We start from the raw sequence: 15703 nt of genomic DNA on the forward strand, positions 1-15703 counted from the left end.
GCGTTTGTCAAGACTGATGACGCGAAGCAAAAGTATAAAACTTTTTGTCCATCCTTTTAGTGCGAAAGCAAACGTTCCTCCAAATGATTATCTGGCACACACAATCCCTATGGGCAGCGGTTTAGCTCGAAATGAGTTTAAGCAAGATCAGCCTGCTTATTCAATCTACAATCGAAGCATCATGTCAGATAAGACCAATGTACATGCTTATTAGCTAAACAACGTTATATTTCCCAAAGGGGCTGTCCCAATAGTCATTTTAGGATGTTATGCCACTCTACTACCCTTTACTATACGATTCGATGGTAACCAGACTTTGCTGAGGGAACGTCGATGCGTTATTTGGATGAAAAGCACCAGAATTCATGAAGAAGTGGAACAACAATGCGTTATTTCTCTGTTTTTTGCCTCGGATCGTTCTTTTTGAGCAAATAACGAACTGAAGTTCCTCATATTCGGTTTTTATTGCAGATTTCCCAAAATAACGAATCGACGTTCCGCACAGAAACAAAAAATGAGATGGCAAAACCTTGCCATCTCATTTTTTTGTTTTCTGCGCTCCTAAGCGAAAATTTCTATTTTTGAGACAGCATCAAAACAAAACCCGCACTAGTGAGCACTAGGCGGGTGTTTGATGAAACATGTATTAAATCCAGGCCTTCAGCCCGATTTGTTTAATGAAATCTTCGGTTGATTGAACTTCCTTGTCTCTTTCAACTTCCTGTTGTTCACTCGGCTCACCGTTCATAATCTGACGAAACAGCTCTTCGTTCCTCGTGGCAAGCGCGAAATCAATTAACGCTTCTCTCTCGACCTGGTCCGCTTGCTGATGGAGAAGAACTTCTTCAAGCTCGATATCAGACGCAGGTACGTAGTAGTGTTTATTTTCCTTGGGGACACGAACGACGTAGTCGAAAATGTTATCGTTATTCCTGTCGTAAGCAATAATATATCCATACCCGCCTATTGGCAGATTCTGTTCTAAACTATCTGCAATTACTATTATTTTCTCACCAAGACGAAGCATCTGAATTCCCCCCACCTATATAAACCCATAATCTATAAGTCAACCAGACTTAACCTATACTCTACTAAAAAAAATAGATTGTGTCCAATTGATAGAGGGATCACTTGTAAAAAAAATCAGAACAGCTGTTGAAAAGAGCTGATCTGATTTATTGATAATCATTGAGGGGGTAATTATCCTTTTACCGCCCCGGCAACCATACCTTTGATAATAAATTTCTGCATGAACAAGAAGAACAGGATCGGAGGCATCGTTGTGAAGACAACCGCTGTCAACGCGTAGTTCCATTCACTTTTATACTGGCCAAAGAATTTATAGGAAGCTAGCTGTAATGTGGCTTCTTTGCCATTTAACATGATGAGTGGCAGCAAGAAATCGTTCCAAATCCACATCACGTTTAATATCGCTACCGTGCTGATCACCGGTACCATGATTGGAAATACGATCTGATAGAATATCCGATACGAAGAGCAGCCATCTATGGCCGCGCACTCTTCAAGCTCCATCGGGATCTGTTTCACGAAGCCGTGAAACATGAAAATCGCAAGCGGACAGCCAAGTCCCCAGTAAATGACATTCAAGCCGCTTAAGCTGTTAATGAGATGCAGCTCTTTGGACAGCTTCGTCAGTGTAATCATGAACGATTGGAACGGCAGCATCATAGGCGAAATCGCAAGGAAGAAGAGGAATGCACTCAGTCTAGTTTTGGTGCGGGACAATTTATAACCAGCCATCGATCCGAAGATGAGAATACCTATGACACTGACTCCGGTAATAAACAAAGTATTCCAAAACAATTTCGGATACTTCATCAAATCCCAGACTTGCATGTAATTCTCAAAGCTGAACGTACGCGGCAAGCTAACTACATTCGTGACGACTTCCTTATAGTCCTTGAAGGTGTTGATCAAGACTAGGAAGAGCGGGTACATAAACGCACAAGTCAGTAATATGACGAAGATCTCCAACAGAAGCAAATTTCTTCGGCTTCGTCTTGTCATGCTTCCACTTCCTTACTTTTGAAAAATTTAACTTGAAGAATAGTAATGAGCAGGATGAGTATTACGAACAGCAGCGATTTGGCCGTTGCATATCCGAACCTGTTATTCACAAAAGCCTCGTTGTAAATGTCCATCGTAATGCTCGTTGTAGCGCCGCCGGGGCCGCCGAAAGTTAACGTATAAATGATATCGAACACCTTAAGGGAGTTCGCGATTGTCAAAAAGAAGGTGACTGTCAATGAAGGCATCAACAAGGGAAGCGTAATTTTGAAAAAACGCTTCAAGCCTACCACACCATCAATGGATGCAGCTTCATTCAATTCCGAAGGAATCGATTGAAGGCCTGTAATGTAAATCATCATGTAAAAGCCTACGGACTGCCATACACTAACCAGGACAATCGAGATAAAAGCCAGATGCTGATCTCCTAACCAGCTCCATTGGAACAAAGACCAATGTGTTACTTCGTGCAAAGCTTCGAAAACCCGTGTAAACACAAACTTCCAAATGAAACCGATAATGACCAAGCTAATAATGTTCGGGATGAAAAAAGCCGCTCTAAGTATAGCTTTCGACTTTAGCGCCTTCGTTAAAATAACAGCAAGCGTAATGGCAATCACGTTTGTCAGAATCACGTTCAAAATACCATATAACAACGTAAACAGAAGGGATTGCAAAGATCCTGTATCGGTAGTGAAAAGCTCAATAAAATTATCGAGGCCGATAAATTTGATATTTTTCCCTACCCCATTCCATTTGGTCAGCGAGTAATATAGCGACATAAGGAAAGGAATGATGGCTGCAAGCAAAATGAAAATCATCGCCGGCGTAACAAAAACCAAAAATTCCGTATAGCTTCTGGCTGTTTTATTATAAGTTTTCATTATTTTCCACTCCGGTACTCACGAATTCGTAATAATCGAGCCAGAAGATCTATCCTCCCGGCTCCGATTGGTGATTATTGGAACAAAAGCGGAGCTTACTGAGCGGCCTTGGCCAGTTTAGCCCACGTTTTATCCAGGTCATCTTTGACCTGATCTCTTGTCGACGCGCCACCTACATATTTCTGTAAAATTTCACCTGCTTTTTGCTCATAACCGTCAGGCCAGTAGCCTTTAACCCAAGGATACGTAACACCGTTTTTCACAAATTCTGATGTTACTTTAGCCAGCTGCGCATCTGGGAACGGTGCGTCTTTTATTGTAGAAATTTGTTTAGTTTCTACTGGAACGAATTTTTTACCGTAGTCGGAAGTGGTCAGCCAGTTAAAGAACTTCAACACTTCTTGAAGATTTTTGGAGTCTTTGTTAATGCGGTACACAATGTTGGAATCGACCATGAGTCCTGCTTTGGAAGCATCTTCGCCTACAGGTCCTGCCATGAAGCCGATGTCCAGATCTTTGCTGATTTTGCGAACCGATTCTTCAGCCCAAGTTCCTTGGTGCATCATAGCGGCTTTGCCTTGCGCGAACAAGTTCACCTGCGCATTGAAATCTGTTTCAAGCGGCTTCGGATTCCCGTATTTGGTCGTAATATCAAGCAGATCGAAGATATTCATCGCCGCCGGAATATCGCTTAATTTTTTCTTGCCTGCACTGATGTCTGCAAACGTTGCGGCATAATCCCCACCCATAGCGGACATGACTTGCGTAAAGGTTTGCTCTAAAACCCACCATTCTTTGTAGCCGTTGGCAAAAGGAATAATGCCTTTGGCTTGAAGCTTTTTCGCTGCATCCTCCAGTTGGCTGAATGTTTTCGGCAGCTCGGTAATGCCTGCGTCGGCGAACAGCTTTTTATTGTAGATGAAGGAATGTGATTGAAGAATTAACGGATAGCCGAGAACTTTGCCGTCCAACGTTACTCCTGTTTTAGCGGAGTCGGCAATATTCTTCATAAAATCCTCTTTCGACAAGTCGTACGCAAAGTCTTTGTACGTTTTATTCTCGTTATAAGCACCCGACATGAAAATATCAGGGATGTCGCCGGAATTAATCCGCGTTTTCAACAAAGTATTATAGTCGTCTTGATGAATGGTAATATCAATCGTGACATTCGGATTCTGTTTATGATACTCATCGGCCAAATGGTGCATAGCGTCTGTCATTTCTGGCGCATATTGAAGGATGCTAAGCGTCACTGGCTTGGCATTTGCAGGTGAAGCAGTTGCCGCTGCTTTATCTGTGGAATTCGCGCTAGTTGCCTCAGGCTTAGAGCCGCTTGCGCAGCCAGCCAGCAGCGACATTATTAGCACTGACGTGCTAAGTACGCTTAAGGATTTTTTATTCATGTAAGTGTGCCTCCCTTTTGTTTGTAAGCGTTTTGCTTACCTTTATTTAACTAAATTCCAGCGTTAGGGTCTATGTAAAATGGTGCCTACATTAGGGTAAAAAAATGTCATGTGAGTACGGGAAGGAGTTTTCTTATTTTTGCCCATGCAAGGATAAACGACTCCGTCGTCCTTCAGGGACGAGCGCGTTTGTCAAGGTAGATGCGGAGCAAAAGTATAAAACTTATACTTTCTTATCTACATGAAAAAAGACTGCACAGGACTTCGTCCGATGCAATCTTTTTTCAATTACTGCTGCCAGAGGGATGTCTTCTGAATGCCAGAGGCGATATGCCGAAATGTTTTTTAAATGCTTTACTGAAATAATTGGTATCGTTATATCCTATCTTTTCGCTTACTGTTTGTATCTTGAGTTCGGGATCCATCAGCAGTTCCTTGGCCTTTTCCATACGTACCTGCAGCGTATATTCGTAAATGCCGCAGCCATATCTTTGCTTGAACAAACGGAGCAAATGCTCTTTGGAAATAAAGTATTTTTCAGTAAATAAGGCAATCGATATATCTTCAAAATAATGATGATCAATATATGCCTTGATCAGCTCGACATCCAATTTTTCCGTGGATTTATGACTTTGCAGCAGTGCGGCAAACCACTCATCTAGAAATGCGATCATCGAAAGCGTGTACCGGTCGAAATTCATGACCTGCTTATCATAAAGAAGTTCAAAACGTTCGAGAAGAGAGGTAAGCTGCGGTGACAAGGCGTTTCCCTCACTAACAAGCCGCTGAGCAACAATGTTAAATTCCGTACTGCACTGCAGCATCATCTCCATGCTGAAATAGCCGGATCCTTTAACTTCTTCGAAGAAATCCCTGACGATATTTCCTGCATACATCGCGCTGCCCATTTCGAGAGCATGAAGCAATACATCCTTCTTCGATAAAATAGATATTCGATTGACTGTACACATGGTTTCGCTTGTATAAACGGCTTGGGGGTCCAGCATATTGGCATGCAGCAAGAACGACTTGGCCGACTGATAGGAGGAGTCCAACTGATCCAATCGACCTGTCCTCTCCCCCACAGATGCCATGAGTTCGATTCCAAAGGCTTCCCTTAAACGAAGTGCAGCTTCTTCAACGGAACTATTTATGGTATGGGTTGCAGCGTCGGAAGGCGTCAGCACAATAATGAATTCCTGCTCTTCTCTGCTGTTTTTAAAACTAAAAGGTCGCCCTGCCGTAGATAAAAGCTCATTAAGCGCATTCGTAATCGCATAATGGGCAGCATGGGTGTCCCCGCGGAATTTCTGTTGACTGACAATGGATAAATTCGATATGGTCATGATAATCACTTGAAATTGGTCATTCGGCTTAGCTTCGATCAGCTGCTCTAACTCTTTAATTTTATGAAATTTACCATTCTGGTCAATAATGGACGCGAAAATTTTCTCCTTCACCAGCGGCATCGAAATATTGTGTAAAATCGCCTCAGAAAGCTGACTTTTTCTCTCTGCCCGCTCCTGATCAAGCTGCGAAACCGCTTTGGCAATTGCTTTATTTAGTTCTAATTTCTTGATTGGCTTCAATATATAATCCAGAGCTCCGGAAGTGATCGCGCCGTGAGCAAACTCAAAGTCATCATAGCCACTCACAACAATAAATTTACCAGATGATATAGACTTCGCTTTTTGCAAAAATTCAACCCCGCCAATGAAGGGCATTCGCATATCTACGAATATCAAATCTGGCTGGATAGCGGTGAGCAGGTTTAACCCTTCCAATCCGTCTTTCGCTTCTTCTATGGAAGTGATCCTGTGGTCTTGCCAAGTCCCAAGTGCATGAATCGCACGTCTTGCAGGCTCTTCGTCATCGATGATCAGTGCTTTATACATACGATCCTCCTAGGAATTTCTGACGGGCAGTCCGATTTCTATCTCGGTCCCTTGATTCTTTTGACTTCTTATCGTCAAGTGGGCTTCGCTGCCGAACATCAGCTTGATGCGGGAATACAAGTTTTTCAAGCCGATCTCCTCTTGCACCTCCATGTAATTCTCATTCAAGCTCGATGTCACTTGTTCAAGCCGACTCTCGGTCATCCCCGGACCATCATCTGCCACATAAATGACGAGCCATTGTCCGTCAAAGCCCGCACTGATTTCGATATAAATGGCTTCTGACATTTGCTCGAGCGCATGCTCTATGGCATTTTCGAGCAGGATTTGAAGCGTCATTTTCGGGATCAGGAACGCCATAGCTTCCTCAGGGATATCCACAGCGACCTGCAGCCGATCCCCGAATCTCGCTTTTTGCAAAATCAAATAGTTCTCAATATGCTCCAATTCATGCCTTAAGCTGACAGTTTCTCCATCTTTGATACAGTATCGCAGGGAAGATGCCAATGCATCGACCATCAGCTGTATAGCGTCCACTTCATGGATAATGGCTTCCGTCGAAATTGCCTGCAGTGAATTGTAAAGGAAATGGGGATTGATCTGCGCTTCGAGCGCCTTCAACCGGGCATTCCGCTCATTCAGTTTGATTTCGTACCGTTCAGCGATCAAATCATTGATTTTGAGCACCATTTGGTTAAATTTTCTCGATAAGTGGGCAATTTCATCCTTCCCTTTCAGCTCATAGTCCAATTCGAAATTGCCTTCTCCAAGCTGCTCGATGCGACGCGAGAAGTCTTTCAACCTCCCTGTAATGGCATTGGAAACGATAATAACAACGATAATAAAAAACACAACGAATGCACTGCCCACAATTAAATTTATGGATCTCGCATTAGCGGCGGCTTTGTTTAGCTCCGCAATGGGGGTCAATTTAACCAACTTCCACTTATTTTGGGATGACACGTTGTAGATCGTCAGAAATGCCTCGTGTCCAATCCGCTGCTTCGTATACGCTGTATCCTCATTCTGTCCATCTACAAACTTCAACAAATCCGACCATTGAAGCTCTGATATCTCATCCTTATTTATATAAAAAGGCTGGTTCGCGTTGTTAAAAAGTCCTACCACTTCGCCTGATTTGTCCGACAAGTCACCAAAAATGCGATTTAACTCGCGGTAATTAATAGTAATGGAGATAACCGCTAAAGGCCTTTTATCAGCAATATTGATCAAAATCCGGTGAAACACGAGAAATTGATGCGTCTGAGACGCTGGCTCCATACTGCGGAAATTAGGACTTTCCGCTGCCTCTTTGTACCAAGCTTCCTGCTCGGTCCGGTAATCACTTTGCTGCGTTAAATTGACGGTTGATCGTGAAAGGCGGTACTGGGTATGGTTAATGGGTGTGTAAATCGTCATTTCCTCAATATCTTCACGAGAGTAAAACATATTTTTCATTTGATTCTGAATATTAAATTGTGACAAATACTCACTAGAAATAATGGCGTCCATGAAAACTGGATCTTTCCGCGGAGTAAGGGAAAATTCATCAATTTTGCTGATGTAATTATCAAAATTTTGATTGACCAATTTCATAATCTTCTGATTGCTGACAATGAAATTATCCTCATTCATTAATGAGGATTGCCGGTAAGAGAGATAAGAGAGAAGGATTACGATCAAGATAACAATTAGCGAAAATACGACAATCAGTTTGCTTCGCAGCCGCCCGTTAAATAGGCGAAAAATACGTTCCATGGTTGTACCTCATTTCCCTGCCTTCCATGTTTCCCACATCCAAGCACCGATTCCTCAATCATATATTGGCATCCCAGTTACCGCAAGTCGGGTCGTTGCCGAATTCCAATACAATGGTTGAGATGGGACTTTATTAGCCTTTGACGGCACCTGCCGTCATACCGTCAATAAGGAAGCGCTGCATGAAGACGAACAGAGTGATACCGGGCGTAAGGGTGCGATGGGCTTCATCATTAATGAACACAAAGCCGAACATAAATTCATTCCAAGCATTCACGAAAGCGAATAACGCGGTGGCAATTAAGCTTGGTATGGAAACCGGAAGGATAATCCGAAACAGGATGCCCACTCTCGAGCAACCGTCGATTTCGGCCCATTCCTCCATCTCGTATGGAAGGGTATCGAAGTAACCTTTTAACATAAAGGTACATAGGGGTACCATAAAGGTCGTATAAGCCAAAATCATGGAGTAATACGTGTCTAGCAGATGATAGTTTTTCATCAGTAAATACAAGGGAATGATCAGCAGCACTCCCGGGACCATTTGGGACAGCAGCATCGTTACACTGACAGCCTTTAGGACCACGGTAGGAGCTGAATCGACTTAAAGCATAACCGGCAAAAATCGAGATGATCAGCGAAAGGATCGTTGTCGTCGCCGCGACATACATGGAGTTGCTGAAAAACGTGACAAATTTGGATTCCAACAGCACCCTCGAGAAATTGCCAAATGTTGGGTCGCAAAGGTGGCCCACCGCAAAGCACCTTTCCACCCTCACACCCATCCCTCTTCTACAAGATGGCTCTATTATTCGGTATTCGCCGGGGGGCATCTTTTTTAATGTCGATTGATAACGATTGCTACTTCGATAGAATGAGTTCGAAGTGCCCAAAGTAAGCTTTAACCACAGTTAACTTGGCAACTTCGATTTCGATGAGCTATCGTGATTACCAATGTTGTAGATTCTGCAACAATTCACCTGCCAAAAGGCTATTTTGCTAGTAAAAGTTGTAGTTTGTACAACAATTCGAGCCCATTTGTCGCAAAATCTCCTGTTTGAGGCTAAATTATTGTACATTATGCAACATCGAAGGGATATGAGGTGGATTCTAAGCAGAATTGTTGCACTTTATACAACATCATTCGACCAAGAATGTGGATTCCACATAGCAATTCTAACCAAAAGTAGCTCTACCTCCTCTAAAAAGGCTAAATTACTCCAAAATAAGGTATCTATGTTCGCGAGCATAGTGGATATAAGCTGCTTCTGGGTTGATGGGGAACGAGGATCCTCTATTTCGGCGAAAATGCAGATATGGAGCTGGTATGCGGAACGTAGCGGCGCTATTTTGGTGTTTTTACAGCTTTTACAGCACGAATACAGGAAATAGCGGCCCCTAGTTCCGCGAAAACTGGAAATAAGGCGGCTTTGAGCAAAATAGGGTATCTACGTTCCGCGAGCATAGTGTAGTGCTGGGTAGAACAGATAACTACAATTGATACAGCGAAATAAAGCCAGCAGCTATGTTTCCCAAAAAAATTAGAAAGGGTGTACCTCTAGCTCTACCTCGAAACCTATACTATCTATTATCTCTAAAAAAACCTAGCGGAAGATTGATCACCGCTAGGTCCTCTGTTTGCTATGCGATACGTTTTATGCATTGGGAGGGAATTGGACATGGGTTCCAACCGTTCCTTGAAATCGTGCTCTTTGAATTGGGAAAGTTCAGTTGAACATGGACTAAAGTTGCAAGAGATCTTTATGTATTTTAATAACAATTTTCTTGTTCGTCGTCTCCTCCGTGATGGAGCAATTCGGACGATGAATATCCGATGGGAAGCAAACCGCAAACATACCGGGCTTCAGAAGAATTCCCGTTTCTTGCTGTGAAGAGTCCGATTCATAAAAGGCTATATCATGCGAGTCGAACTTATTATCGACCACTTTGGCGTCTGGATGGAGCTTGTAGAAACAAAGCTTTTCCTCACCGCGGACTAGAAACTGAATATCCGTGTATATCACATGGGATTCAGGCATTTGCTCCTCAGATGGTCGAGTCACGACCTCCTGCACATTGGCGAACATCAGATGGCCTTTATCACCCTCCAGGTCATATCTGCCCGCTTCCGCTTCACCTAAGTTGCGATTCAAAATGTAATCGATACCCCGCCCAACCGCTGGGGGCCACAGATGGCGTTCTTGTTCAAAATGCTTCACGTCGCTAATAATCATTCAGGCACATGACTCCTTTTGGATAAATGGAATAAAGATAAAGATTAATCCGCAGGACGAGGGCCAGGATCCATACCTGTTTCAGATGCAGTCATTAACGGTTTAACCGTGAGCTCCGCATGTACATGAATTTGGCAGGCTAAGCGGATATTGTCTTCTGCGATTCCTTTGCTCTCTCGGATCGCAGTCTCTATCTCATTCATGGGGCCAGCATCCCCCTCAATGATTTCAACACGGCAGGTTGCACATCTGGCGTTACCTCCACAGCGATGCAGAATATCTACTCCTTGGTCCATGAGGGACAGAACGAGCTTTTTCCCTTCTTCAACCTCGAATGCACTTTTTCCTTCAACTTGAATCGTCGGCATCACAAATTCCTCCTTTTTAACCTTTGTTGCCTTATTGGTGTCATACCAAACACGAAGCTAAGCTAATCAGTCAAGGAGAAACGACTCCGTCGTCCTTCTAGGACGAGCGCTGTCAGGTAGATGCGAAGCAAAAGTATAAAACTTATACTTTCTTATCTACTAAAAAATGACATGATAACGTGACAAATATGAAAAAACGTTCACACCATTGAAGGTAAATTATCCCCCGAACAGTGTGAACGTTACTAGGCTATCTTATTACTAAAGCTTAAAACTTTTCTTGTTTTGCGCCTTCCCAATCTGCCAAGAACTTCTCAATCCCCGCATCTGTCAGCGGGTGCTTGCTCATGGACTCAATAACTTTGTAAGGTACTGTAGCAATATGGGACCCTGCAAGCGCAGCTTCAATCACGTGAGCAGAATGACGAACGCTGGCAGAGATGATTTCGGATTTGATACCGTGTACTTGGAAAATTTGGCTGATTTCTTTGATAAGATTCATACCCACTTGGTTGATATCATCCAAACGTCCGATAAATGGAGACACATAAGTTGCTCCAGCGCGTGCAGCAAGCAAAGCTTGCGTCGAGCTGAAGATCAAGGTTACGTTCGTTGGGATGCCCAGCGATCTGAAAACGCTAGTCGCTTGAAGTCCATCCAACGTCATTGGAAGCTTAATAACAACATTCGGGCTTAGTTTAGCAAGCTTCTTGCCCTGTTCAACCATTTCGTCTGCTTTCAGTGAAACGACTTCTGCACTAATCGGTACATCGCCGACGATGGAGATAATCTCTTTCACTGTTTCGAAGAAATCTCTGCCTTCTTTAGCAATCAGTGAAGGGTTAGTCGTTACTCCTGCAACAACACCTAATGCGTGAGCTTTGCGAATTTCGTCTACATTGGCTGTGTCGATAAACAATTTCATCCTGTATCCCTACCTTTTCTCCCTTTTGTGGGCTCTTATTGGAAATACTTCTGTTTGATTTGTTGAACGATTGCATCTGCCGTAAAGCCGTATTCACGAATTACTCGATCTGCCTTCGCAGATGCACCAAATTTACGGATGCCTACAACGAAGCCATCGCCTCCCGTAATTTCTTCCCATCCAGCAGGATAGGCCATCTCAAGGACAACATTCGCTTTTACTTGTGGTAAAAGGACGGCATTCCGCACCTCTTCAGGCTGCTGCTCGAACAATTCACGGCTTGGCATGGAAATAACACGAGCCCCAATACCATCTTGCGCCAACTGCTTCTTCACGTCAAGTGCTAAACTCACTTCCGAGCCCGTTGCGATGAGTTGAATATCAGGGGTCGCTGATACGTCAACATCAGATAACACATAAGCTCCTTGATGAATATGAGCATAAGCAAGATGATCCGTGCCCGGAAGCACCGGCAAATTCTGACGCGAAAGCGCGAATACGAATGGGCCTTCCTTCGCCCTCAGAACATACTCCCAAGCTGCTGCGGTTTCGTTTGCGTCCGCAGGGCGGAACAGTGTCAGATCCGGAATCATCCGCAGGGATGGGATCTGTTCGATCGGCTGATGCGTCGGGCCGTCTTCGCCGACAGCAATGCTGTCATGCGTGAACACGTACGCAACAGGGAGCTTCATAAGCGCGGACAAGCGAATCGCGCCGCGCAAATAGTCGCTAAACACGAGGAACGTTCCGCCGAAAGCGCGCAATCCGCCGTGCAGCAGCATGCCGTTCAACGCTGCGCCCATGGCGAACTCGCGGACGCCGAACCAGAAGTTGCGACCGCTGTAATCGGCGGCGCTGAATGCCGCGGCGTCGTTAATCATGGTGAAGTTGGAGCTCGCTAGGTCGGCGGAGCCGCCTACTAGCTGAGGTACCCGCTTCGCCAAGCCGTTAATCACTTTGCCAGAAGCTGTGCGCGTCGAGATAGCGCCGCTTTCTGGGGTAAAGCGCGGCACATCGGCGTTCCAGTCTGCTGGAAGGTCGCCGCGATTTGCGAGCTCGAATTGCTGAGCGAGTTCGGGGTAAGCAGCCTGGTAGCTATTCCACAGCTGCTCCCAGCTTGTTTGGGCTTGAGCGCCCAGTTCCTTGTACTGGGCGAAGTGCTTGTAGACCTCGGCTGGGACGTAGAAGTCCGGCTCCAGCGGCCAGCCCAGAGCCTGCTTCGTCAGCAGCAGCTCTTCTTTGCCGAGCGGCGAGCCATGCGTGCCACCGTGGCCGCCTTTGCCGGCTTTGTTCGGACTGCCGAAGCCGATCGTTGTTTTGATCTCAATCAGGGTTGGACGCCCCAGATCCGCCTTGGCTTCTTCGATCGCGGCGGAAATCGACGCGACGTTGTTTTGCTCTTCCACACGTAAGTATTGCCAACCATAGGATTCAATACGCGTCCGGATATTTTCAGAGAACGACATATTCAACTCGCCATCGAGCGAAATATCATTTGAATCGTAGAGCACAATTAGCTTGCCCAATTTCAAATGGCCTGCCAATGAAGCAGCTTCGGAGGAAACACCTTCCATCAAGTCGCCATCTCCGCAAATAGCATACGTGAAATGATCAACGATTGGGAAGTTCGGTTTATTATAAACGGAGGCCTGATGGGCTTCGGCCATTGCCATTCCGACAGCCATAGCCACCCCTTGGCCGAGAGGACCCGTTGTTGCTTCAACGCCTGCCGTATGACCATACTCCGGATGCCCTGGTGTGCGGCTTCCCCATTGACGGAATTCCTTGATGTCATCAAGGGTCACATCATACCCGCTTAGGTGCAGCAAACTATAAAGCAGCATCGAGCCATGTCCTGCCGAAAGAACAAATCGATCACGATCAACCCATTTCGGATTCGTCGGATTATGCTTCAAATGCTGTGTCCAAAGTGCATACGCCATAGGCGCCGCACCCATTGGCATACCAGGATGACCCATAGCCGCTTTCTCGACTGCATCGATTGTAAGCGTTCTAATTGTATTGATACTTAACTCTTCAATGCCAACAGTTGTCTGATTCAAAAGAGATTCGCCTCCATCAATTTGGTTGTAATACTTCCATCTACTCTTTATTATAAGGATAGATGAAGCATTCAAATAATTGATAGTTTCGATACTCGTTATAGAAGGTGTCTATATGGTGAATTTTGAGCTTTATAAGGTATTTTATCTGACTGCCAAATCTGGCAGCTTATCTAAAGCAGCAAAAGAGCTGTACATTACCCAGCCCAGCGTCTCTCACTCGATCAAATTGTTGGAGGATACACTCGGGCTGCAGCTGTTTGCCAGAACGTCCAAAGGCGTTGAGCTTACCAAGGAAGGAGCTGTCCTATTTTCCTACATCGAACAGGCGTACAATTTTATTTCACTTGCTGAAGAGAAATTAAGCGAGCTGCGTAATTTCTCTAGCGGAGAAATCAAAATTGGCGGCAGTGACTCCTTGTGCAAACACTATCTGCTCCCTTTCTTGGAGTCCTTCCATGTTCAGTATCCGCATGTGCAGATTAACTTAGTCCACGGAACGACACCGGAAATTGTGAAGCATCTGAAGGAAGGCAAGATTGATATTGGCATAGTCAGGACGCCTATTCTAGATGATCAATTACAGTTGCGAGAAGGCATTACCATTCAGGATTGCTTCGTAACGGGGCCAAAATACCGAGAGCTGTCATTGGAAAAAGTCTCCCTCGCTAAGCTGTTAGCCTACCCGATCATCTTATTTTCGAGTAATAGCTCTTCACGGAAATTCGTAACCCGGCTGTTCAGTGAAAATGGTTTGCTGCTGGAACCGGAAATTGAACTCGGCAGCGTGGATTTACTCATTGAATTCGCTAAGACCGGCTTTGGCGTTTCGTTCGTAACCAAAGAATTTGTAGCGAAGGAGCTGGCTGACGGAAGCTTGTTTGAGGTGAATATTGACGCTACCATTCCGTCGACTAAGATCGGTATTATCACTTTGAAAAATATGCCGCTCTCGACCGCAGCCTCTGCTTTCGTTGCAGAGCTGGAGAGCCCGGGGAGTTGAGCCGAGGTGAGGTGAGGTGAGGTGAGAATAACTTGGAGTTGGTACCTGACAAGCCTCAACGTGCCTGAGAGCGCCAAAAAGGCGCGCTCAGCCAACCTGAGCACGCCCTTTTCATAAACTAACGATCGCCTTGATAACCTTCGACTCTGGCTTCAGCCAAGTCTCGAACTGCTCAATCATATCCTCAAATGTTGCGCGATGCGTGATGTAGCGCTCGATGTCGATGATACCGTCTTGCATGGCTGCTCGTACGGTGTCGAAATCCTCCATCGTCGCATTTCGGCTGCTCATTAAGGTCAGCTCCCGTTTATGAAAGTCGGGATCATTGAAGGTGATATCGGCCTTAACAAGGCCGACATACACGAGTTTACCGCCATGTGCGACAAGTCCGAACGACTCCGTCATCGACCTGGCATTTCCTGTCGCATCGAATACGACAGTAGGAAATTCGCCGTTCGTGAGCGCGGCTAGCTGCTCCTTCGGCTGCTGCAGGGCATTAACCGTATGATCGATGCCTGCCCAATCACGGCAAAAGGCCAACCGCTCATCGTTAATGTCCATCGCAATAACGTTCGCACCTAGCTGCTTAGCTAGGATCATGACGCCGAGTCCGATTGGACCAACCCCAATCACCAGTACGTTTTCACCAGCGCGAAGTTCGGATCTTCTCACTGCGTGGGCTCCGATGCTGAGCGGCTCTAACATAGCTGCTTGGTCCAGCGATAGCCCATCGGTTTTGATGAGATGGCTGACAGGCAAGGAGACCAGTTCTCTCATCCCCCCATCGACATGTACGCCAAGAACCTTCATATCTGTGCAGCAATTCGTCTTGCCATTCCGGCAAGCAATACAAGTCCCGCAGTGCATATAAGGGACGACGCTTACCTGGTCACCGACTTGCAGCCCTGTAACACCCTCACCGATCTGTTCAATATAACCAGCCAGCTCATGCCCGAGAACACGCGGATAGCTAAAAAACGGCTGATTCCCTTTATACGCGTGCAAATCCGTTCCGCATATGCCAATCCTTTTGATACGAACAATGGCTTCGCCTGCTCTTAAACTAGGCTCCTGCAAGTCAACTAGCTTAAACTTCTCGACCTGTTCACATATGATCGCTTTCATACTTTGTTTCCCCCTGT

General features: G+C 45.3%; 13 protein-coding genes. 1 reads left to right on the forward strand and 12 read right to left on the reverse strand.

Going from position 1 to position 15703, the window contains the following annotated elements:
* Positions 1–646 precede the first annotated feature (646 nt).
* The 11 genes from ASG93_RS22530 to tkt all read right to left on the reverse strand — a co-directional run bounded on the left by ASG93_RS22530 (position 647) and on the right by tkt (position 13558).
* The gene (locus tag ASG93_RS22530; protein WP_056835516.1) at positions 647–1027 is read right to left on the reverse strand and encodes a hypothetical protein; all 381 of its coding nucleotides are present in this window, start codon (positions 1025–1027) and stop codon (positions 647–649) included.
* A gap of 173 nt (positions 1028–1200) precedes the next feature.
* Positions 1201–2028 carry a carbohydrate ABC transporter permease gene (locus ASG93_RS22535; protein WP_056835518.1) on the reverse strand — a complete coding sequence of 276 codons (828 nt, stop codon included), beginning with the start codon at positions 2026–2028 and terminating at the stop codon, positions 1201–1203.
* Entirely contained in the window at positions 2025–2912 is an 888-nt protein-coding gene (locus ASG93_RS22540) for a carbohydrate ABC transporter permease (protein WP_056835520.1), read from the reverse strand. Before ASG93_RS22540 ends, ASG93_RS22535 begins: the two co-directional genes overlap by 4 nt.
* Positions 2913–3007: 95 nt before the next feature.
* A complete protein-coding gene (locus ASG93_RS22545; protein WP_056835522.1) occupies positions 3008–4315 on the reverse strand; it encodes an ABC transporter substrate-binding protein in 1308 nt (435 codons plus the stop codon).
* Between the two features lie 284 nt (positions 4316–4599).
* Entirely contained in the window at positions 4600–6210 is a 1611-nt protein-coding gene (locus ASG93_RS22550; RefSeq protein WP_056835525.1) for a response regulator transcription factor, read from the reverse strand.
* 9 nt (positions 6211–6219) lie between these two features.
* On the reverse strand, positions 6220–7968 hold the full coding sequence (locus ASG93_RS22555) for a sensor histidine kinase (protein WP_056835527.1): 1749 nt from the start codon (positions 7966–7968) through the stop codon (positions 6220–6222).
* A gap of 133 nt (positions 7969–8101) precedes the next feature.
* Positions 8102–8527: a carbohydrate ABC transporter permease gene (locus tag ASG93_RS22560; RefSeq protein WP_056835530.1), complete on the reverse strand. Its 426-nt coding sequence runs from the start codon at positions 8525–8527 to the stop codon at positions 8102–8104.
* A gap of 1183 nt (positions 8528–9710) precedes the next feature.
* Complete coding sequence (locus ASG93_RS22570) at positions 9711–10202, reverse strand: YhcH/YjgK/YiaL family protein (RefSeq protein ID WP_056835534.1); 492 nt, start codon at positions 10200–10202, stop codon at positions 9711–9713.
* 44 nt (positions 10203–10246) lie between these two features.
* Positions 10247–10570 (reverse strand): 2Fe-2S iron-sulfur cluster-binding protein, encoded by a 324-nt coding sequence (locus ASG93_RS22575; protein WP_056835536.1) that lies wholly within the window; start codon positions 10568–10570, stop codon positions 10247–10249.
* 268 nt (positions 10571–10838) lie between these two features.
* Complete coding sequence (gene fsa, locus ASG93_RS22580) at positions 10839–11495, reverse strand: fructose-6-phosphate aldolase (protein WP_047682483.1); 657 nt, start codon at positions 11493–11495, stop codon at positions 10839–10841.
* 35 nt (positions 11496–11530) lie between these two features.
* Positions 11531–13558, reverse strand: a complete 2028-nt coding sequence (gene tkt / locus ASG93_RS22585) for a transketolase (protein WP_056835538.1) — start codon at positions 13556–13558, stop codon at positions 11531–11533.
* Positions 13559–13673: 115 nt separating this feature from the next.
* On the opposite strand from tkt, the gene ASG93_RS22590 reads away from it, so the two are divergent.
* A complete protein-coding gene (locus ASG93_RS22590; protein ID WP_056835541.1) occupies positions 13674–14561 on the forward strand; it encodes a LysR family transcriptional regulator in 888 nt (295 codons plus the stop codon).
* 111 nt (positions 14562–14672) lie between these two features.
* Here ASG93_RS22590 and ASG93_RS22595 read toward each other — a convergent pair whose 3' ends face one another.
* Entirely contained in the window at positions 14673–15686 is a 1014-nt protein-coding gene (locus ASG93_RS22595; protein ID WP_056835543.1) for a zinc-binding alcohol dehydrogenase family protein, read from the reverse strand.
* Positions 15687–15703: the final 17 nt, after the last annotated feature.

The organism is Paenibacillus sp. Soil787 (genome assembly GCF_001429545.1).
Lineage (GTDB): Bacteria > Bacillota > Bacilli > Paenibacillales > NBRC-103111 > Paenibacillus_E.

Excerpts from the sequence above, each read along its gene's own strand:
- ASG93_RS22530 (WP_056835516.1), bottom strand. The coding sequence starts at position 1,027 with ATGCTTCGTCTTGGTGAGAAAATAATAGTAATTGCAGATAGTTTAGAA.
- ASG93_RS22535 (WP_056835518.1), bottom strand. The coding sequence starts at position 2,028 with ATGACAAGACGAAGCCGAAGAAATTTGCTTCTGTTGGAGATCTTCGTC.
- ASG93_RS22540 (WP_056835520.1), bottom strand. The coding sequence starts at position 2,912 with ATGAAAACTTATAATAAAACAGCCAGAAGCTATACGGAATTTTTGGTT.
- ASG93_RS22545 (WP_056835522.1), bottom strand. The coding sequence starts at position 4,315 with ATGAATAAAAAATCCTTAAGCGTACTTAGCACGTCAGTGCTAATAATG.
- ASG93_RS22550 (WP_056835525.1), bottom strand. The coding sequence starts at position 6,210 with ATGTATAAAGCACTGATCATCGATGACGAAGAGCCTGCAAGACGTGCG.
- ASG93_RS22555 (WP_056835527.1), bottom strand. The coding sequence starts at position 7,968 with ATGGAACGTATTTTTCGCCTATTTAACGGGCGGCTGCGAAGCAAACTG.
- ASG93_RS22560 (WP_056835530.1), bottom strand. The coding sequence starts at position 8,527 with ATGCTGCTGTCCCAAATGGTCCCGGGAGTGCTGCTGATCATTCCCTTG.
- ASG93_RS22570 (WP_056835534.1), bottom strand. The coding sequence starts at position 10,202 with ATGATTATTAGCGACGTGAAGCATTTTGAACAAGAACGCCATCTGTGG.
- ASG93_RS22575 (WP_056835536.1), bottom strand. The coding sequence starts at position 10,570 with ATGCCGACGATTCAAGTTGAAGGAAAAAGTGCATTCGAGGTTGAAGAA.
- fsa (WP_047682483.1), bottom strand. The coding sequence starts at position 11,495 with ATGAAATTGTTTATCGACACAGCCAATGTAGACGAAATTCGCAAAGCT.
- ASG93_RS22590 (WP_056835541.1), top strand. The coding sequence starts at position 13,674 with ATGGTGAATTTTGAGCTTTATAAGGTATTTTATCTGACTGCCAAATCT.
- ASG93_RS22595 (WP_056835543.1), bottom strand. The coding sequence starts at position 15,686 with ATGAAAGCGATCATATGTGAACAGGTCGAGAAGTTTAAGCTAGTTGAC.